The sequence below is a fragment of the Brevibacillus sp. RS1.1 genome (assembly GCF_013284365.1).
In the GTDB taxonomy this organism is placed as follows: Bacteria; Bacillota; Bacilli; order Brevibacillales; family Brevibacillaceae; genus Brevibacillus; species Brevibacillus brevis_D.
Map to the genome: position 1 here is coordinate 118,187 of NZ_JABSVA010000006.1, position 20,434 is coordinate 138,620.

A 20,434-nucleotide genomic window follows, 5' to 3' on the forward strand; every position below is an offset into this window, starting at 1 on the left:
GTGAAAATCCTCCTTTAATATACTTCTTTTAAGATGGCGATGGTGCAATCGGTAGGGTTAGGGGAGTACTTGAAGAAATTAACAGGGGTATTAATTCGGAAGAACTTGTATACCTCTGTCCAAGTTCCGGCAGCAGGGTTCTTCGGATCTTTTGGTTCCTCTGTATCGACGACGAGCTCGTCCTTGTTGATCAGATTATGGTCCTCGATTGCTACGACACTATCGAGGTAGCCACGATAGCCTTCGAACTGGTGTACCAGATAGATCGGCGATGCATGATATTTCTTCGTCCATTTCGAGCTTTGGAAGCCGTTTGCTTCGAGTACCATTTTGGAGAGCTCAGGAGGGAGCGTGCCCACTCCATCGTATTTGGGGAGCTGGGTAATGAAGGCAGGGTAGTACGCCTGGAAGTAGACGGAGCTTCGGGTTTGCAGCATGGAGAAGGAGTACATACCATTGGAGGTATAGCGTCCCCAGCCCGAATAGTTAGGATTGGTGTCCTGCTTGATGTCGGCAGGAAGGAAGCTTGATTTTTCTTTTGTCAAATCACCCATGCCGACTGTGATGCCAAAATTGCCTTTGTGGTCATAGTCAGCAAAAGGAATCGTTTTTCCGATATAAGCAAAGCTGCTGTAGTAAGCATCCATATCAGGCGAAGGGTCGCCTTCAATTACGATTGCTACACGATCATTACTGACGGATAGGTTGTATTCCACCCAATAGTCTGGGCGACGCTTCTTGTTTGGTACCCAGGAGACGACAGAGTCGGCGCCGTAGAAAAAGTGGGAGGAAGGGCTTTTGATTTCCACTTTGTCATCGTAATCGAGTGCCCATGCTTCCTGAGGTGGAGTGTATTTGTCGGTATCATCAGGATTGTTCCATTTGTTGTATTGAAGTTCGGCTTGTTTTTGATCGAGGACGACCGGGACTTTGCCGGGGATGACGGTGCTATTATCGCAGGCTAGCAGGTAGGTATCGGCAGATTTGCCAACTGGGTTTTTGCCTTTGAAGCCTTTTCCGTAGGACACATCCAAGTAGTTGTATTGATTAATAGGATGTTTTAGCATAACAAAATAGTCGTTAGGGGCTTGGCCGGAAGGAATGTCAGGAACGGCTTTTAGGACGACAGTTCGGTCGTAGTGATGGACGGGGTTGGCAATGTATTTGACCATTCCGAATTTGTAGAAAGGGGGAATGATATTAGTCCAGGTACCGCCAGATGTATAGTAAGCAGTCCACTTTCCTTTTGCCAAAACATCATTCCAGTCAGATGGAACTTGTGTGATCACTTGATATTCGTCCCATTCATTTCCAGCTGTAAAGGTTTGACCATCTAATTCATACTTTCCCTGTTGAAGGGCGAGGCATTTCTTGCCAACTATATTGGTAGGATCAGGATCATCTACATTAATTACTAAGAGCCCAGGAATAGAGAGGGTATTATTTTTTCCTGTATCATCCTTGTAGGTAAACTGCATGACCTGAATTTTTTTACCTGATTTTGTATTGTTGTAATTAATCGTTTCATAGACATATCCGTCTGCATCGACGAGTCGAACACCATCATTAGCAGTCAACTCCCGCAAATCTGGTAACTTATAAACCGGATAAGTCTTCCCGTCCGTATGCTTGTACGTTCCTGGCGTATTCGCAACAGTCGTCTTCGTATACGTGACCCACTTATCTTCATTGACTTCGAACACCTTTTCCCAGCGGTTCTTCGTATCGGGGATTTTGGCATTGACGATTTCATCAGCCAGCTTGTTGATGAGCAAATCGGCTGTAACCTCGCCCTCGATCCAAGCTACTTGTTTACTAGGCATCCATACGCCTCCTTTACAGTTTCTTGCGTAAAAATTTCACATTGTACCAAACTTTCTTTTCCGTACCTGAAATGTTGTGGAAGTCAAAGCGGATCTGCGCATTTGGCTTTAGCGGATAGACGATCCCAAAGCTGTTACCCATCGAGACGGACTCCGGTAGCTCTTTGGTATAAATCGTTTCACAGACCTTCACGCCGTCCAGACTCAGCTCCCAGTAATCGCCGACGCAGTAATTATTGGTGGCAAACGCCACGGATAAAAATTCTGTCGGGTAGGGAAGGGCATAGGTATCGGAAAAGACTTGCTTGGACGCAGTGACATCAATCATGCGTCCGCGAATGAAGGGCTCAGTAAATTTGGAAAAGTGCGGGTAGGGGAGCTCTCGTACCTTGTCGATCACGCCCCCGCCCGAATAAACAACGGAGAAGCCCACTTGTACTCACCTCTCTTTCTCTATACGAAGGACATCGGTGCCAGTTAAGAGGCCCCTCGTATCATAGAGTAGACGGATCAGATAAGATCCTACCGTTTTTCCGTCAGGTGCGTAGCCCGCAGCGGTAACCGAGGTTAATCGCCATAGAGAATAGTACTCCCAGTCTGGATGGAGCTGATCGACCTCAAGCGGGAAGGTGGTCGTGTCTGTAGAGCCAAATGTGAGGGAAATATCCAGCATATAGCCAGACTCGTAGAATAGCTTTGCACCCGTGACCTTTTCCGGATCGAGGGGATGCTCCCGGATTAGACGTACGGAGGGTTCCTCGACGAACGGGTCTGCTGTTACTGTCTTGGTACGGTGGACTTCATCGCGGATCAGATCGAGGATTGGATAAATCAAATAATCATTCGCAATCCCGGCCATTACACAATCGCCCCCTCGTTGTTGCTCCAAAATAAATCGAGGATTTGCATATAGCCGTTCTGCGCATCGAACATCGAGCGGATTCCTTTGATGGTATACGCTTCGCGAGTGGTTGTATTGGAGTCGATAATGTAAATACGATCGAGGACATCCAAGGCAGGGTTACCGGGGATGGAAATTTGCAGCGTACGGCACAAGCGTTTTATATCAAAAAATGTTCGTCGCGCGGCCAGTCGCTTCAATTCGTCTGTCTTCGCAGAAGGAACGTGCCTCACGCCTGTGCGGACTTCGCCTTTTAGCTCCATCAAAATCTCGGTATCTACGAAATGACCAGCCTTATTTTCTTCGTCCAAAATGACTAGATGGCTCCTGCCACGGGAAAAGTCGATCGTCTTATGAATCGTGATCAAATTGTCGTGCTCCGTATAAGTAGCTACAATCGGTCGATTCATATCAATCTCTTCCAAGCGATACGTACCGTAACGGTCACAATAGGAACGGAATTCTGTATCTTTCATGATTTCCGCGATGGCTTCTCCCACTTTGTATTGATACGATTCGAATTTGCGTCCGGGCGGCTCAATAAAAGGATTTTTCCAACCTTTTGGGGTCAAAATGGATTCGGCATCGACTTCTACGAATTCGCCTTCTTTATCGGGTACAGCCTTGAAAACCTTGCCTGTCGCTTGCGTCGCGTGGGTATAGCTTGTCTCTTGTACAATGGCATAGGGGTAGTAAATGTCTTGCGGATTGCTGCGCCAACTATACATTCCTGCATGGGCGATCAAGTCTTGTACGATGGCAGATTTGAGATAGGCGGCTTTAGCGGTTGGTTCGGTTGGGACAGGTGCAGTACCCTCCCACTCGGGGATTTGATCAAACTCCGTGCTGGAACGGAATTTTTGATAGATTTGCCACACACTGTTATACCAATTCGTATCGCTTGCCCATTGGTAAGCCCCCTTATCTCCTCCTTGCCAAAAATATTTGACGTCGTCGACAGATTGGAAGCGCCAGCCTTTGCTCGCCATGGCTTCCCGATAGCGAACGGCTCCGCGATAGAGCTGTCGTTCGATTCCTTGGTATTGCGGATCGCATTTTTCACCGGTATAGCATCCATATCCGAGAATGAAGTCTCCTGGGGGCAGCCCTTTCCCGAGCGTCCCCATTTTTGTCTCATGCTCGGCGATGGCTAGCAGAAATTTATAATCGAGCTCTGGGCCCTGCTGCTTGGCCTGCTTTTTAGCCATCGAGATGATTTTGTCCCGACGAGTCATCGAGGAAAAAACATTGGTATCATGTGCAGCAGAATGTCCGACATCTGAGGGATATTGCTTGTCCTCGGTAATGACCTTGTTCAAAATTTTCTTGTACATATCGCGGCAGTAAATGGTCATGGTCGATTCCTCGCCATTCAAATCGAGCTTGTCGATCAGACCAGTAAACACCCGCATCAAATTCAGACCATAACCCATGTAGATCCGGACAGGAGTATTTTCGGAGAGAACACCAACATGGAATCCATTCACAAAATAAGACCAAGGGGTTTCCTTGTAGGTTTCGGGAAAGTAAAACGGATTATAGTCCGGGCTGTAGTAGCCGCCCGGGTTTGAAATCGTGATCCGTGCCTCACGTGAATCCATTTCAAACTGGTCGTCCATTTCGATGTGGTTAATATTGTCCAGAGTTAGGGTGTCCATATAGACGAACTTTCCGACCTGGAGCGATACTTTTCGCGGCTGATCAGGCATGAAGGTGCTCGTAATTTCCCGTTCCTCAAAAAACTCCTGCTGTATCGTCGGATCGACTTTGTCTTTGTTCCCGTACAGATCGGGGCGCCCTTGCAATTCCTTGATCTGAATGTACTGGAGGGAAAAGCGATTGACTTGTTTTCCATTCCAAAATAGCTCGAAACGGATTTCCATTTCGCCATTGGGAAAGGGGATATCACGAATCTCTACGTTTTCTGTCCCAGAGAATTTGTTGACCTTGATTTGCATTTTTCCATTGAAAAAAACGCGCAGCTCGCCGGCACCTTCACCGAAGTTGGTGGAGAACCCCATGCTGAAAATGCCGGGGTGAACGGAGGTCAGCTTGAGATTCATACCTGTCGTAACGGTAGGGGAGGGGAAGAGAGTCTTGTACATTTTGGGATCAAAAGTAAAGGTGAGGTTGCTATGCTCCGTCGAGCTTCTCTCGATCATGGATAGCTTTTTGGCCAGCTCGTCTACTTTGTAGACAGATTTTGTGTGCCACGTATTATTGGTAAAGCGTTCGTCAAAAAGAGTTGCTCCTGGCGTTCCAACATAGGTGGCATCGGTTGTGACTCCTGCGCCGTTATTGGAGGAGGCAGCGAACAGATGCTTCGAGCCATTCATATAAGGAAAAGGATCAATGACGGCTTGTCCGTTCCAGACTTCAAAGTGCAGATGAGCGCCTCTTCCTTTGGAGCGGGGGGAATTGGGATCGTCATAAGTGCCCATGGTCTTAACTCCAGCAGAGCGGACATCGCCTGTATTGCCACTTTTTCCGATTGTGGTGCCCTGTGTAACATAATCCCCTGCTTTGACGTGGATTTCGCTCATATGGGCGTAGCGGGTCCACATGCCATCTTCATGCTGAATTTCTACAAGAAAACCGTAGCTTCTATATTTATCAGACACACTCACTTTTTTTACCTTGCCAGCCCAGGCAGCTTTGATGGGCGTACCGACCGGACAAGCGATATCAATCCCTTTGTGGTTGCGGTTGTCGCCCATATAGGCTGTAATATCCCGGATGCTTTTGCCCTCGACAGGAAAGACAAAAGAAATCTTGGATAGAGCAGTTCCGCCCTCTTTTGAACTATCTTGAATGATGGTGCGGGTCAATGTTTTCTCTTCCCGCCGATCACTCATAATGAAATCGAGTTCTTCGGTACGGCCCGGCACGAAGATGAGTCGATCTATCTCGACGCGGCACGCGGGCTTCGATAATTCTCCCAGTTTAAGTCTTTCGGAGAGAATTCTGCGCAGCTCATTGGACATCGTTTGCATGAAAGCACCTCCTATTTAAACCGTTCCAGGGACCATTTTCGAAAGCGATTCAAAAAAGAGACGGCCTGTGCCCGGGTGAGCAGCGAGTAAGGCATAAACCATTTTTCTTTCTCTTCCGCGTTGGATGACGATACTTCGTACATATGGTTAACGACAGCGGCTCCATCGGCGAAATTGTTGATCGCAATCCCTTCGACCAGGTAATCACCGTTGCCAAATCGCTCGTCTTCCATAGAAAGGACGGATGGTGCCCACCATGAAGGCTTGCTGCCTGTCATCCCGCCGTTTAGCGCGATTTTTTCCCCGGTGTTGCTGTTGTACATATACTTTTCGCGCCCGACATCTTCAAAGCGGGTGCTCGTCTCTTTGACATAGAAGAAATGAACGTTTTTGCCCGCCTCAAGCGGCATGTTGAACAGTACCGTATGATCATCAAATTCTTGATAGTCGGAACTGTTCACCACTTTTTCATCCACTTTGACGGCAAGCAGCTTTTTACCCGCAGGATAGGTACCGTTCAGACGAAAAACACGTTGCCCCTCGTATGCCGTATGGGATTCATCCAACCGTTGAGTGGGAGGTTGTGAATCCGTAAAGCGTTGGTAAAAAGAACGTCGAAGCCGGTCAATGAGCAGAAAAGCCTCTGCCCGATTGATGTAGGCATTGGGAAAGAAGCGGTCATTTCTCCAAACGCCAGGGCTTTTCACTGAGAAATACCCGCCTCGCATAAACAGAGCGCCGTTTTCGTAGCTGTTGTAGATGAAGCGCACCTGTACGCCGTTTAGATTGTAGGGGAGATAAATCGTTGCACCCGGAGCAGGACTGACCATGTAGACGTCTTGCTTGAGTCCGATATATTTTTTGGCGAGGTCTTGGGCAGGTGTCGATTTCCATTCCTCTTCTGGCACATCCATTCGCTTCAAGGAGCGACCATATGCGTACAAATACTCGTTGAATTGGCGGCTAAACGGATTGTAGAAATACGTGTCTCCGTTATCGAGGCGTTTGTTCGGGTAAGCAAAGGAAGAGGAGTTGGGGGGAATCGGTTTGCCAAAACGGTCCAAGGCAGGCTTGCCGAAGCTGGTAAAAGCGACAACTGAGTTGGCAGATGGTGCGTAATACAGCTCGACGTCCGTTTTGTTCGGGTCTGTTTGATTCGGCCGAATTTCTTTGAAAAGGGTTTGCGTGCCGTCAATATAGACAAAGAGGGGGTTGTCTGCACCCGGTGTCAATTTGGCTGCGAGCGTAAAAACTTTTTGTCCGGTGGAGCCCTTGTACTCCTCATGCAAGTAAGGAGCATTGCTTTCAAAGGAGCCATAAGCAATTCCTTGAATGAACGGTTCTCCGTCAGCCATCAAATAATTGCTGGCCTCCATTACTTCATTAAAAAACCAGTCTTTTTCATTCACATCAGCCCAGCTGATCATTTTCATCACCTCCTATATAGAGTAGACAGAAACCCGGAATAGCCTCAGCTATTCCCGAATCATCCGTTCTACCAGCCGCCTTGTCCGATTCAAAAAAGCAATAAACTCGGCGCGCGTCACGAAATCATTGGGACGGAAGTAAATGACAGGCTTCCCGTCTCGGGTAATGACTGTGATGAGCCCGAGATCGGCCATTTCCTCAATGTTTTTTTGTGCCCAATGCCCTTCAATATCTTGAAACTGAAAGCGTGATTCACGCTCAATTGAGTCTTTTTTGATGAGGATCAGATCGACGGTTACGCTGTAGCGCCGTCCTGCCTCAAGGACTTGGGGGGTAATAGATTCTGCGCTTCCGAGAAAAATGCTTCCCTTTTCATCGTAAAACTTGTGGGTCCAGCCTGCGTAGCTCAAGTAATCGTTATACGATTCCTTGTCTGGAAAAAGCAAGGTCAATGAACATTGGTAGCTGCTAAAACCGGAGTGGTGGATGTGCGAGGGAGCGTTAATGATTTTGATTTCGCGCAAGGAAGGCTGGGGGCTTGGCGGAGAATACGGCTCGATGAGTCGGGCGTTTACTTCCATGAAATCAAAGCCAGTATCAAGGAACAGCTTTTTTTTGTAGCGCTGATTGGCAGTGCCAAAGGCGTATTGTTGGGTCATTTCTGTACCTCCTTACAATCTCGTGTAGCTCGTGGCGATTCCAGAGCGGACTTGTTGGCTTAATTCGGTGGAAAGGCTTGCTTGTGTATTACGAACGGCTTCGCTGACGGTCGAGCCGAGGCGTTGGAGGTCAGCCTCCGTTCCGCTCATATTGGAGATGGTAATGTTCACATTGCTGTCGCCGCCATAGGTAAAGTCGTAGGTGCTATGTGTTCCATTGGCCGTTTGCATGCCCCAGTAGGTCAGTGGCTGCAAGCCGTCGGGCATGTTGAAGGTTCCTTTGGTGGGCTGCTTGGACATGTGCAGAGATACGAGATTGTCGTATTTGGCTTTCTCGAGACCTTTTTTAAAGTCCTCGATGCTTTTCTTATATGTTTCGTTGTTTTGGTACTCAGCCAAAAGACGATCCATGTCAGAATTCCCTGCATCTAACGACTCAATCGTACTGCGTAAATATTTTTCCTCGAGATTCTTCATGAATTCAGAATTGGAACTGTGACCAGCTAAGACTGCTTCCTTTCGGTCAATGTAATACTGATGCTCTTTATTTTCCAGGTCAGAGCTCACTTTGCTCATCGCAGATTTAATTTTGGTGCCGGCGGTATGGTTGATTTTATCGAGGTTAATTTGTTCATAAGAAGCGTCTAAGCCCGTAAGTGTAAATTGTCCTACTTGTTTGGCGTCGCTATTGTCAGGAATATTCTTTATGAGGCCTTCCAGAAAAAACCGAGCTGTTCTGTTATTTGCTCTTTTACCATCTTGGTACCTTGCAAATAAGTCTTGCATTTCTTGGGAATCTTCTGTTTTGCCCTCAGACAAAAGTTTGCTCTTTTCTAATTCGTAATTGGCTGTAAGAATTTTGTCATTATAGTCGAGTTTTTCCAGGTGATAACCAACTACTTCCTTGCCAAGGTCAAGTGATTTGACTTCATCCCACGAAGGAACGGCGGTATCGTTCAGCTTGGAGCCGTCTCCATTAATATCAATAAACCGAGAGTACTTTTCTTTTTCATCGTCTTTTTTATATTCTGCTTTGAGTTTTTCGAGTGCGAGGTCAGCTTCCTTCTCCTTTAATTGGAAGGTATTATTTAACTCATTTGCGAGGTCTTTTCCATCATATTTGTAAGCAGCTTCGTAAGCGGTATAGTAATCGCTAAATGAAGGAGTAGTGCCACCCAGTAAGTTGATCAAACTATCTGAAATACCTGTCATGGCGGTATCTACAAAAAAAAGATGCTTTAAACCAGGAGGCATTTTGTCGATACTCGTGATTTTGTCCACGAGGCCTTTTTGATTTTCCAACACTCTGCTTTGCCGCTGGGTATCGGACATAAACATAGGTTGCACCCAATCTGTGTTTAAGCCATCCAAAAATTCTGCCGCTGTCATGGCAACGCGTGCGAGGGCAAAACCTTTTAACAATGTCCCGGCTTTTTTTAATCCTTTTTTCCATAGTGGTTCGTTTGGATTGGGTGGGGGAGGGGGAGGGGGTGGATTTCTGTCTGCGCTCCCTCTCGGTGGGGTATCCTGCGTGGAGCTTGACTCATCCGTATCGTCCTCCGTATCGTCCGATTCTTTCTTGTCCTCCTTCTTTTTGAGCTTTTCCTGTATCTTCGTCTTGAGATCACCTGAGAACTCCTCAAAAAGGAGAGCAGCAGCAACTGGGGGGAGTTTGCTTGCGGTAGAGGATGAACTGCTGGCGGCGGGAGCTGAGGGAGCAGCCTGAGGACCCGCTGCGGCACTCGGAGGTTTGGGTACAGCCGTGGACAGTGCTTCTGTCAATTCCCTCAAGGCTTCCCGTGTTTTCTGGAGCTGTTTTTCCTGCTGCTTTAAGTCACTGGTCATGTTCTTGATTTGCTCATCAGTAGCAACGGACGTATCAGAGAGAGCACGCAGTCTCTCGTCCAGCGAGGTGACGGCAGGAATCAAGGTGGTAATCGTGTTTTGCAAACCACCGAATGCCCGCTGGGTCAAATGAATTCGGCTGGCGAGCAAATGTGCCTGACGCTCTACATCGCGCATCTTCAGCCAGAGCAGATGCAACTGTTTCAGCAGCTTTTTCTCTTCTGCAATCAGTGCTTTTAACAATCTGTCATTGTGCGGATACAGCTCTTGGACCTTTTTCTGTTCGAGCCTGTTCCGAATCAATCGAGTGCGGGCTGCCTGATAGGAAGACAGATTTTGCAATTGCCAGGACTGGATCTCCAGCGCTTCTTGTGTAAAGGGAGAAGAGGATTGACCAAGCAGTGCGGTAACACGCTCTTTTCTTCGGTGCTCACTTCCTTCATGAAGATTGCGCCGGGCTTTGACGTAGGCGGCTTTTCCTCCGTATTGATCCGCAGTATTTTTCAACAGACGAACAGCGAGCGATAATTGGCTCTGACTTTCCCTCATGCGCTGAAGCAGGTGCAACAAAAGCGCGGGAAAGCTACGGGGCTGATTTTTAAAAATATCGAATGCTTCAAGGGAGGCTGCCTGCCAGATGGTTTGCATCCGGGTTTGGGGAGCAAGAGGGTCATTTGGTAACATGGCTGCCTTCTCCCGAATATTGGCTACCGTTACATGCGGATCATTTGATCGGCGAGAAGACGTATAGTAGGCTCTAGTTACTTCTTCAAGGTTGACGGCATGTGTTAGCGCGATATCCCGCAGGTCTTGTTTGACTCCTGATCGCAAGTATTCGCGCAAGCCATATGCTTCTTCTTCCACTTGTTTTTGATTCGTCGTGCGTCCTGAAACGCGTGCCTGAGCCAAATCCATCATGTTTGTATCCTTGAACAAAAAATTGCGCTCTGCTCTTTTTATCAGGCGGTTCAAAGATTTCGCTGACTCCCAATTTTCGCTATCCATCGAGGCGATAAGCGTATGAAGGCCGTTGCTCATCATGTTTTGCAACACATCTACGGCAGCCTCTTCCCATGCTTTTGGGTAAAGGGTGCTTCTTTTGCCGTAGGACTTTTCCGTTCTTTTAACGGGAGCATTAGGGACAGTAGCAAACCGGAACGGGGAAATGGCTCCTGTACTTACCGACAGCCGGGAAGCAGGAGCAGCCTGGGAAACTGGCTGAGACTCGTACTTACGGGAAAAGCTGAGTGGCTTCGACTCGATGTCGCGTATCATCTGGCGTAATTCATACAGTTGCTGATTCATTGCTTGAAAAAATGGGATAGCTTGCTCGGCTCGAAATGGGGATGCCGACTGCTCTACAGAACTCCGTGCAGCATTCGTTATAGAGCGGAGGGCATCGGTCAAACGTTGAGTTTCCATGAATATCACCTTCCTCAAAAGAAAAATCCCGTTCTGGTCTTAGAATAGACAGAAACGGGTTATAGACCACCTAACACTTTGCCAAGTACGGCAATATCGTCTTCGGAAATTTCCTGATAGTCTTGCGAACTAGATGCATGGGGAGAACTGGCAGCAGAATTCGTACCCTTTCTTCTCAAAAAAGGAAAACCCATGCGTGTCTCTACCTCAAATTGAATGTATTTGTTCACTCTTTTCATTAATTCTGCTACTTGGGGAAGGGTGTACTCCCAAATATCCCATTTCTTCAAACCACAGTCCTTGTGGAGATGAAAAAATAGATCGCCCCAATCAAGTGGCTCACCAGATTCCGTATCGCGAATGGCGGAACTGTCACCCTCGCCACTCTCTACTTTTTTAAGCCGTTTAGACCAATGAGAATGTTAATAAGCTTTTTGGCCGTCTCCAAATCACAATGTTCATCCAAGTACTCACGAGTAACCGTAGGGTAGTTGCGAAAGCCCAGAAGCAGGATATCGAACAAGTCTTCTTCCTTGTTTTCGTACGGGAGAAAATTAAGGATAATCGCGTCGATATGAACGGTTCCTAGCTTTTTCATCAGGATGCGGGCGTCTTTTAAGGTCACAGGCGGAATCCGGTAGGTTTTGCCGTCACGCAGCCTGATTTCACTATCATCTTCAAAGAAAATAGCCTCTACCAGATCAGCCTCCTGCTGTTTTTTGATCCGCTCTACAGCTTCCTGGTTCATCATCTCTGCGTGTTTTTTTTCCAAATCTTCTTGTTGGTTTAGCACGGAAGAATCCCTCCTAGAACAATGCTAGATTGTATTTGTTAAATATATCTACTTGCTAAAATGCGTTGTCGTTCGCTATGATTCGTTGTAAGTTATTCCCTTTGAAAAAATACAAGGCAAGAGCGAAGAGCACGGAGCTCTCCACTCAGCCTGATTACCCTCGAAAGAGTTACACTTTTTTGTTAGACACGAAGCGTTTCACACTGCCTAGCTTGCCATCTGCTCGCTCTGGATCAATAACGGACAAGGAAATAGCGGAAGTGCTGGCTGTGGAGCGTGCCGCATCGATCGAGAAGCTGCCTTTTGCCATGCAGGAGAACAGCTCTGTTTCAATGCCTGCATAGGTTCCATCCTTTTGCAGGAAGGAGCCGTGATGGACGACATGAACCGGGAATGGCACTTCATCCATCAAAATGTCGACCACGTCTACGGTTTCGATTCGCTGATAGTTGAAGACCACATCTTCATTGAGCAGGGCAGGAGAGAAGATGAGACGAGTTTTGGTATCGCTGCCGTCATTGAAAGTATCCACCATGAACTCATCAGCTTGTGGCGCAGCAGACGTGCTCAACTTCACTTGTTTCAAAAGGCGATTACTATTTTTTAGACGAACAGCAAATCCGCCACCGTTGAAGAGCTTTTCGCCAAACTCGACTTCACATACACCAGCGTCACCTGTGGATGCGGTGCGATTCAGGCTACCAGCAGTGACTGCTTTTTGCTCACCCAGTACATATACATAGTCGCTCTTTTGCTCTTGCAGCTTGGAGCCCATCATCAGCTCGAGAGCCGCCAAATCAAATTTGGCATCCGTTGCGGTAATCTCAATGCTTTTCGATTTGACGAGAGTGTCAATGGCGAAGAGTCCATCGCCGCCAAAGATATCCTCCATTTCAACATTCATGTCAATTTTCAGGTCCTGCATATTACCAAGCGTAATGACTTCGACGCCATTTCCATCCTTGGAAGCGCGTTTGGCAAGAAATTGACCGACACCTTTGATAATCATTTTTTTAGACAATGAAAGTCACTCCTTCTAGATAGGGGATTTGTGTGCTGTTGCTGAATCGTGTGAAAAGGGAATCGCGATCAGCTTGTCATAGGATAGACGGGGTTTTGAAATGTCTAACAAACTTGCAAAGTAAACTTCGTGACTAGTGTGAAGCAGTACGCAGAGGAATGACCCGTATCGGATTCCTGCTGCGAGACAACATACATGTCCAAACCTTCTATCCCATTCATCGATAAGCTTTTGCCGTCTAAGAGATGGAAAAGGTGGTTCGCGATTTGATGCGCTAGCTCGATATTGCCAGGCGTGATCACATCTAATCGGAAAAAGCTGGTGAGAAGGAGCGGATTACCGGTGTCGCGCTTTCCGGAGGTTGCGTAGAAGGAAAGGAGCGGCTTCGCAACATCAGATAGCGGAGCCAGCTTTCTGCGCTTGATAATCTGCTTGGATAGGGAGTCCTTGTCTTCTGGAGCAATTCCGAGTAATGCGAGTAACTGACTATCCGTAGAAAGTAGTTCATAGAGATGGTGGTAGAGGTCGACAACCATGAATGATTCACCCCCTTTTACTAGGGAATTTTGGAACAATATTTGCTCCTTCTACGTTCATAGGTTAGACAGAAGGGGAAGAAGTCTCCCTTGGAATACATAATTGGTCGTATAGAAGCCAGGAGGTCATAACATTGCGAAGTGATGGAATACAAATCATCATTAAACAAACGAAGGAAAAAGTTTCTGCGAAGGCGCTCGAAGATCATGAAGCCGTTGTTGGGATTATGGCGATGGCCAAGAACTTCATGCTGAATGAAGAAAGTGTGCGTCACATTATCCACGAGGTTTTTGATGGAGATAAGGAGCGAATGGCAAAGGCATTGACAGTAGCCAGCCATTTGATTGATGAAAGTTTGATTCAAAAAATCATTGCAGATGTAAAGTAAGCCCGTCCACAGCGGGCTTTTTCTTTTGAAAGGGAGATAACTCATTCCAAACTGTCTATTCTATTTCCAACGAATAAGAATGGAGGGGATAAGAATGAGAGATTCCAAAAAAGCCGTATTGTATGTCGTAATTGTTGCTGCATTAGCTGAATTTCTACTAGGAGAGGATATCGATCGCGAAGGCTGGGAGGAGCTCAGTGACGCTCTTGGCATGTTGGGAATGGATCTGAACGAGGTTTTCGCAGAAAATGATTCCTTGCTGTTTGGACTTCAAAAAGTTTGTCAGGAATTTGGGAAGATGAATATCACAGAGGAAATGATAGAGGAATTATATGTAGAGGACCAGCTGGAATAAACGGCTGGTTTTTTTGTTTTTAAATTCCGCTTAATTCATCCCAAAGCGCTTCGTATAGATTCAACAAGAAGCAAAAGGAGGGGAGAAACCATGTACTATCAGATTAGTTTTTCGGCAGATGGAGAGCAGGTCCAGGTCATGAAATATACGTCGACCCAAGACACCCCCATAGCCGTTTTGGAAGAGTTCTTTCGCGAGCATGTTCAAGTGAATCCTGCGTCCCTAAAAGGAATTGGGATCGTCAGGATCGGTGAGTAGCATGGCCTGTCAGGGATGTGATTATGAAAAAGCCTGCCAAAAGAAAATGACAGTCAACGACACCTTGATTTCAGCAAAGGAACAGGATGTCGTGCCCATGACTTGTCGTTGTGTGGTTCATGACATTTGCCGCGATTGCCAATGGTACATCAAGCGTCAGTGTGCTTCCTGGAAGATTTTGAATGGAAAAGTATTCACGGCTGGTACCTTGCAAACTTGTCCAAAAAAAATTTTGAAAGCTGGTTGCTAAAACCCTCCTCCCATTACCTAGTGTGATAGAGCAACTATGAATAGGAGCATGAGGAGGGGATGAAGTTCATGACAGATCAACTTCACCAAATGGACGAGTTATTTTTCGCAGGGAAAGTCGATGATTTTTTGCAGAAGGCCAAGGAAAACTGTGAAGCCAAGCTGACAGGGATGACGTTTGCTGGAATGACTCATGATGATGTCGTCCAGGAGGTTCTCTTAAAGGTGTATCGCACGATGAAGGATTACGATCAGGAAAAAGCCAGAGTGACTACCTTTGTCGATCATGTGATTACGAATAAAATTCGCGACTGCTTGCGAAAAGCCGGCACGCAAAAAAACCTGACAAACAGTAATGCAGTTCTAGTCTCTAGCGGAGATGAGAATGAAGAGGAAACGATGATCAGCCGTATTGCCGCTCCGAGTGAGGAGTTTCGATATGAGGAAGTAGAGATGATGCTCGACATCATGGAGTATATGAAGCTGTCCACGCGAGACAAGCTGATTCTCCAGATGAGAAGCGAAGGCTATTACCATGAGGAAATTGGCCAGAGATTCAATATCAGCAAGGAAAGAGTGTGTCAAATCATTAAGGCAATTTTGAAGCAGTACGGTGAGCTGTAGACATACACAAATAATCGATGAAAAGGAATGATCCAGTATGGCAGTTTTGTTGAAAAAGATGAATGAGGAATTAACTGAGGAGCTCTCCCATCAGGTCATTGGAAAATATGTACACGTTCCGACCAATATGCATACAACACCTACAGCCGAAGGTGGGGAAGAAGAGGTAAATATCTGGTTCGGCGGTTGCGTAGCGGGCATTGAAAAAGCAGTCATTGCTTTCGATTACGAAAAGCAGGAGTTTCGTGAGGAGCCGTTGACCTACACAAACTTTTTACTGACCGACGGTATGGGATACACGGTAAACCCACTCGACTCCGAGATTTTTGAGATTACAAAGGAAGAATTCGAGCAAATGCTAGCAGATCATCTGGCTACTCAGGCTGCTGAGCTTGAAGCAGAGAAGAAGCTTCGTGAAGCAGCAGAGGAAATCTCGACAAATGAGGAGACGGAGTAGTGCCATGAGACAGCCCACGATTGTCGCTTTCGAAGGAATTGATGCCAATGCGAAGGAAGCCCAAGCGGCGTTGCTGGAAGAAAATTTGAGATGCCTCGGATATAAAGTGAAAAGAGTATCATTTCCGCGTTTAGATACCCCGATCGGAGCGGTCATTGGCATGTGGCTTCGCTGCGAAATTGAGCTGGATGAGAAAGCGGTAGGAAAGCTTTTTGAAGCGGACTTTCTGGACTATCAGCGAGAAATGGCGAGGCTTTCGAAGGAGAACGTTGATTTTATCATCATTGATCATTATGAACTGTCCAATTACTACTACTTCTATATAAAAGATACTCCCCTTTCCTGGTATGCCACGATGAGTGATTTGACGGAGCGACCTGATGCAACCTTTTTTCTGCGAACCGAAGTAGATGCGAATCATGCCATGCTGCTAAAGGTGCAGGAAGCCTATCTTTCCCTTGCCCATGCTTCGCGCCGATCGGTACATACACTGGATACGGCAATCGGCGTGGAGAGAATGCAGAAAAACATTCTGCAAGCGGTCCATCAGCTACATCTGAAAAAGCGAGTTACGTGCTAACAAAGCTTATCGGCATTGTTGCCGCAGTGTTCATTCCCGCAAATGCTGTACTGCCAGCCGTAGAAAAGGGACTGTCGGAAGTTCATCCTGTGGTGAAGCTGGCCGGGGACATAGATAGGCAGTGGCATAGAAAAAAGGAGCTTTCCAACGTAATCACACAGGTTGCACCGAGACTTGATAAAGCTACAGTCGAGCTTTATACAGAAACGATTTTTAGATTATCCGAGCAATACGAAATAGATCCGCTTTTGATCATGGCGATGATCTGGCAGGAAAGCCGTTTTCAGCACGACGCGATCTCCGGCAAGGGGGCAAGAGGATTGTTACAAATCATGCCGCGTACAGGAAGCTGGCTGGGAGTTCACCCTGATGACCTATTTGATCCCGTGATCAATCTACAAACGGGTATCAAGTATGTAGATCTCTTGCAAAAGAAATATGGAAACCTTCGTTTAAGTATCATCGCCTATAACCAAGGCGAGGGAAATGTAGATCGAAATCGTTATCACGATGGCTACTATACAAAAGTCATGGCCCACTACAAAAAAATGAGCGGCTTATTAAGAGGATCATAAAGATAGGCTGGGAGGAGGTATTATGAGTGAGCATGCTGTGTTCGTAAATCAGAGATTGGGCAAGAAAAAAGAACAATACTCCTTGTATAACATGGAGAATATTCGTCGCTGCAAGGAAGACAGTGAGTATCTTGGTGAAGTTATACTCGCAAATGAAGAGCTCATTTGGCATTCTGTGCACAAATATATCGGAAAGCCGGAGACATTAGTGAAGCAATATTGTTTGGAAAAAGCGGATATTTTGCAATTGGGGAGAATGGGAATCATCAAGGCAATCAAAGCCTTTGATATAGCAAGAGGCGTGAAGTTTTCGTCCTTTGCAGTCATAACGATTGTGAGGGAGATCAACTGCTTTTTGCGAGATAGCGGAAATATTGTACGGCCGACTAGAACGGCAACAACGATTCTCCATCACATCAGTAAAATCGAAGCAGACCTAGGATATCTCCCTACCATAGAAGAATTGTCCCAATTACTGGGTGAAAATGTGGAACAGATCAAAAAAGCGCTTGATGTCGGGAGACCTGTGAAGTATTTACAAGAGCCGTTTTTGAAGGCATCCGCTTCTAGCCATGAAGCTGCCACCGCTATGGATGTCTTGAAGGACGAAGGACGAGACGTGGAAGAGTACGTGCTGGACAAGCTATATGTTACTGCTTTGCTTGCGCAACTGCAAAATCAAATTTCATTAAAAGAGTGGCAAGTCCTGCAACTAAGGATGGCAGGCTACAATCAGACACAAACAGCAGAATTTTTAAATGTATCCCAAATGTGTGTATCAAGAACTATGAAAAAAATACAGAATATTTCGAAAAATAAACTTTCCTAATCTTATTTTTCAATCCCCACCCAAATAGGAGATAATAGAGGAGCACTCCTATTATGAAAAGAGGTCGATCACAATATGAAATACTACCGACTCGGTGGCAGTGGATTGAAGGTATCGGCATTGGGATTAGGTACGAACTCATTCGGAGGGCGTGCGGATGAGCAAACGTCTGTAAACATCATTCATACCGCAATCGAAAACGGGATAACCTTTATTGATACGGCAAATATTTACACGCAAACAGAATCGGAGCGAATCATTGGGCTGGCTCTTGAAGGGAAGCGGCACGAGGTCGTTTTGGCGACGAAGGCTGGTTTGGTAAAAGGCGAAGGACCAAATCAGAGAGGCTCATCGCGATACCACCTGATGCTGGAGCTGGAGAACAGCTTGAAGCGTTTGCGCACCGACTATGTGGACTTATATCAAATTCATACGTTTGATCCAGAGACGCCTTTGGAGGAAACACTCCGCGCACTAGATGACATGGTTCGATCCGGGAAAGTGCGTTACATCGGGGCTTCCAACTATGCGGCCTGGGAATTGATGAAGGCAATTGGCATCAGTCAGCGGGAAGGGCTGAATCGATACATATCGACGCAGGTGAGCTACTCATTGGCAGATCGGACACCGGAGCGTGAACTCGTACCGCTTTGTCTTGATCAGGGGGTGGGAATCATTCCGTACTTCCCGCTTGCTGGCGGAATTTTGACAGGCAAATATACCTCCGCAGAACAGGCTCCGGCTGGTTCGCGGGCGGACAAGGAGCCGCGTTTCGTCCGGCTGTTAAGTGAAGACAAGCTGGAGTTTGGACGTAAAATTAGTCGGATAGCGGCGGAGCTAGGTGTATCCTCCAGTGTGCTGTCTCTGGCTTGGCTTATGCACAAGCCGGCTGTCTCTTCGGTGATCGTGGGTGCGACCAGTGTAGGGCAGCTTACGGATAATTTGCAAAGTACCGCGTTGGCGTTGGATGAAGCGACCTTGGCAGAGCTAGACCGATTGAGCGATACGTATCGAAATGGGGAACCATTTGCCGTATATCGTTTGCCATAACAATGATGACTAACATGTTCAGTCCCACAGCCTCCTTGAACAGGGGGCTTTTTTGCGTTCAGCATAGACCCCACAGCCATGAGGGATAGTAAACATATCCCGAACTGGAAAAAGAGTGATTCGAAATGATGGATACAAAAAAACAATCCGCGCCTTTTCATTGCTCGTTGGACGAAAATCTGGAAAAGGTGAAAAAAGAGCTGGGTAACAGCACGGATCTCGTGACGAGGCAAGTACGTCTGGAAGCAGTTGATCAGATTGTGGTAGGGATTTTGTACACCGAGGGTCTGGTCGATAAAAATATGATTAGCAGCCTCATGGAGTCTCTGATGCTCCATGCAAAAAAAGCGCACATCCCGGCGGAAGCCGAGTGCGAAGAAAGATCATTGATACTAATGAAGGATTTCCTGCTGACGATCGGTGGAGTGGAAGAGGTCTATGACTTTGACCATTTGTATGATGCGCTATTGACGGGGGATACCGTTATTTTGGTAGATGGATATTCCAACGGATTTATCGCAAATACGAAGCAGTGGGAAGATCGTGGTGTTCAGGAGACTTCCGTGCAAACGGTGGTTCGGGGTTCCAGAGAAGCGTTTTCGGAAAACCTCCGAACCAATACGGCTTTGGTGCGCAGGCGGATCAATAATCGCAATCTTTGGTTGGAGACCGTGCAGATCGGGGACATGACACAGACCAAAGTCGCCATGATGTATATAAAAGGAGTCGTGCAGGACAGCGTAGTGGCAGAAGTAAAAGAGCGGCTGGGAAAGATTGAGATCGACGGAATTTTGGAGAGCGGGAACATTGAAGAAATGATTCAGGACCATACCTTCACGCCGTTTCCGACCATCTACAATACAGAGCGTCCAGACTCGGTGGCAGCCGGGCTGCTGGAAGGGCGCGTCGCCATTCTGGTGGACGGTACACCGATTGTTTTGTTGGTACCAGCCGTCTTTGTCCAATTCTTCCAGTCTCCAGAGGACTATTACATGCGTGCAGATTTTGGGATCCTGCGTATTTTGCGGTTTATTTCTTTTTTTATCGCGTTGCTTGGTCCATCCATTTATGTTGCTATTACCACCTTTCATCAGGAAATGTTGCAAACGAACCTGCTCATGAGCATAGCAGCCCAGCGTGAAGGAGTGCCATTCCCTGCTGCTGTCGAGGCGCTGTTGATGGAGTTTACCTTTGAAATGCTGCGAGAGGCAGGAGTGCGCATGCCGAGGGCGGTTGGATCAGCAATATCCATCGTGGGAGCACTTGTGCTGGGGGAAGCGGCTGTGCAGGCAGGATTGGTTTCACCCGCTACAGTCATCGTCGTTTCCATTACGGCAATCACCAGCTTTGTCTTCCCTTCCTTTTCCATGTCCATTCCAATTCGACTGTTGCGGTTTGGCTTGATAGCACTTGCCGCCAGCTTTGGTTTTATCGGCATATTTGTGGGGATGATCGCCTTGTGCATTCACCTATGCACCTTGCGCTCATTTGGTGTCCCGTATATGGCTCCGCTGGCCCCTGTGAATCTGGCCGATCAAAAGGATACGCTGCTTCGGATTCCCATCTGGATGATGCATACGCGTCCCCATTTTTTGCGCCAGAAAAACAGCGTCAGAGAACGAAAAAGTAAAATATAGCGCAAGTATC

At 47.0% G+C, this 20,434-nt stretch carries 21 protein-coding genes; 10 read left to right on the forward strand and 11 right to left on the reverse strand.

The genetic code is table 11. The annotated features are described in order from the left end of the window. Positions 1-14: 14 nt before the first annotated feature. The 11 genes from HP570_RS19990 to HP570_RS20040 form a co-directional block, all read right to left on the reverse strand. Complete coding sequence (locus HP570_RS19990) at positions 15-1,823, reverse strand: hypothetical protein (protein ID WP_173626875.1); 1,809 nt, start codon at positions 1,821-1,823, stop codon at positions 15-17. A gap of 13 nt (positions 1,824-1,836) precedes the next feature. After that, complete coding sequence (locus HP570_RS19995; protein WP_012684382.1) at positions 1,837-2,256, reverse strand: hypothetical protein; 420 nt, start codon at positions 2,254-2,256, stop codon at positions 1,837-1,839. A 6-nt stretch (positions 2,257-2,262) separates the two neighbouring features. Beyond that, positions 2,263-2,682, reverse strand: coding sequence for a hypothetical protein (locus HP570_RS20000; protein WP_064201880.1), 420 nt, complete (start codon positions 2,680-2,682; stop codon positions 2,263-2,265). Continuing rightward, entirely contained in the window at positions 2,682-5,717 is a 3,036-nt protein-coding gene (locus tag HP570_RS20005; protein ID WP_173626876.1) for a M23 family metallopeptidase, read from the reverse strand. Before HP570_RS20005 ends, HP570_RS20000 begins: the two co-directional genes overlap by 1 nt. An 11-nt stretch (positions 5,718-5,728) precedes the next feature. Continuing rightward, on the reverse strand, positions 5,729-7,144 hold the full coding sequence (locus HP570_RS20010) for a hypothetical protein (RefSeq protein WP_173626877.1): 1,416 nt from the start codon (positions 7,142-7,144) through the stop codon (positions 5,729-5,731). A gap of 48 nt (positions 7,145-7,192) precedes the next feature. Then, a complete protein-coding gene (locus HP570_RS20015) occupies positions 7,193-7,804 on the reverse strand; it encodes an S-layer homology domain-containing protein (protein ID WP_173626878.1) in 612 nt (203 codons plus the stop codon). A gap of 12 nt (positions 7,805-7,816) precedes the next feature. Continuing rightward, entirely contained in the window at positions 7,817-11,071 is a 3,255-nt protein-coding gene (locus HP570_RS20020) for a hypothetical protein (protein WP_173626879.1), read from the reverse strand. Between the two features lie 59 nt (positions 11,072-11,130). Beyond that, positions 11,131-11,361 carry a hypothetical protein gene (locus HP570_RS20025; protein WP_233220658.1) on the reverse strand — a complete coding sequence of 77 codons (231 nt, stop codon included), beginning with the start codon at positions 11,359-11,361 and terminating at the stop codon, positions 11,131-11,133. 98 nt (positions 11,362-11,459) lie between these two features. Continuing rightward, positions 11,460-11,864 (reverse strand): hypothetical protein, encoded by a 405-nt coding sequence (locus tag HP570_RS20030; RefSeq protein ID WP_173626880.1) that lies wholly within the window; start codon positions 11,862-11,864, stop codon positions 11,460-11,462. A gap of 169 nt (positions 11,865-12,033) precedes the next feature. Further along, positions 12,034-12,885: a hypothetical protein gene (locus tag HP570_RS20035; protein ID WP_173626881.1), complete on the reverse strand. Its 852-nt coding sequence runs from the start codon at positions 12,883-12,885 to the stop codon at positions 12,034-12,036. Between the two features lie 104 nt (positions 12,886-12,989). Next, on the reverse strand, positions 12,990-13,421 hold the full coding sequence (locus HP570_RS20040) for a hypothetical protein (protein ID WP_173626882.1): 432 nt from the start codon (positions 13,419-13,421) through the stop codon (positions 12,990-12,992). A 134-nt stretch (positions 13,422-13,555) separates the two neighbouring features. Between HP570_RS20040 and HP570_RS20045 the strand changes: the two genes are divergently transcribed. From HP570_RS20045 to HP570_RS20090, 10 genes are all read left to right on the forward strand, one after another. Beyond that, positions 13,556-13,810: a hypothetical protein gene (locus HP570_RS20045; RefSeq protein WP_173626883.1), complete on the forward strand. Its 255-nt coding sequence runs from the start codon at positions 13,556-13,558 to the stop codon at positions 13,808-13,810. A gap of 94 nt (positions 13,811-13,904) precedes the next feature. Beyond that, the gene (locus HP570_RS20050) at positions 13,905-14,165 is read left to right on the forward strand and encodes a hypothetical protein (RefSeq protein ID WP_173626884.1); all 261 of its coding nucleotides are present in this window, start codon (positions 13,905-13,907) and stop codon (positions 14,163-14,165) included. Positions 14,166-14,255: 90 nt separating this feature from the next. After that, positions 14,256-14,423 carry a hypothetical protein gene (locus tag HP570_RS20055; protein WP_012684395.1) on the forward strand — a complete coding sequence of 56 codons (168 nt, stop codon included), beginning with the start codon at positions 14,256-14,258 and terminating at the stop codon, positions 14,421-14,423. A 318-nt stretch (positions 14,424-14,741) separates the two neighbouring features. Further along, a complete protein-coding gene (locus tag HP570_RS20060) occupies positions 14,742-15,296 on the forward strand; it encodes a sigma-70 family RNA polymerase sigma factor (RefSeq protein ID WP_012684397.1) in 555 nt (184 codons plus the stop codon). A 37-nt stretch (positions 15,297-15,333) separates the two neighbouring features. After that, positions 15,334-15,753, forward strand: coding sequence for a hypothetical protein (locus tag HP570_RS20065; protein WP_173626885.1), 420 nt, complete (start codon positions 15,334-15,336; stop codon positions 15,751-15,753). A 4-nt stretch (positions 15,754-15,757) separates the two neighbouring features. Next, positions 15,758-16,333, forward strand: coding sequence for a dTMP kinase (locus HP570_RS20070; protein WP_173626886.1), 576 nt, complete (start codon positions 15,758-15,760; stop codon positions 16,331-16,333). Continuing rightward, positions 16,327-16,908 carry a lytic transglycosylase domain-containing protein gene (locus tag HP570_RS20075; protein ID WP_173626887.1) on the forward strand — a complete coding sequence of 194 codons (582 nt, stop codon included), beginning with the start codon at positions 16,327-16,329 and terminating at the stop codon, positions 16,906-16,908. Before HP570_RS20070 ends, HP570_RS20075 begins: the two co-directional genes overlap by 7 nt. 22 nt (positions 16,909-16,930) lie before the next feature. Further along, positions 16,931-17,737 carry a sigma-70 family RNA polymerase sigma factor gene (locus tag HP570_RS20080; protein ID WP_173626888.1) on the forward strand — a complete coding sequence of 269 codons (807 nt, stop codon included), beginning with the start codon at positions 16,931-16,933 and terminating at the stop codon, positions 17,735-17,737. A gap of 75 nt (positions 17,738-17,812) precedes the next feature. Beyond that, positions 17,813-18,787, forward strand: a complete 975-nt coding sequence (locus HP570_RS20085) for an aldo/keto reductase (protein WP_173626889.1) — start codon at positions 17,813-17,815, stop codon at positions 18,785-18,787. 125 nt (positions 18,788-18,912) lie between these two features. Further along, positions 18,913-20,424, forward strand: coding sequence for a spore germination protein (locus HP570_RS20090; RefSeq protein ID WP_012684403.1), 1,512 nt, complete (start codon positions 18,913-18,915; stop codon positions 20,422-20,424). Positions 20,425-20,434 lie beyond the last annotated feature (10 nt).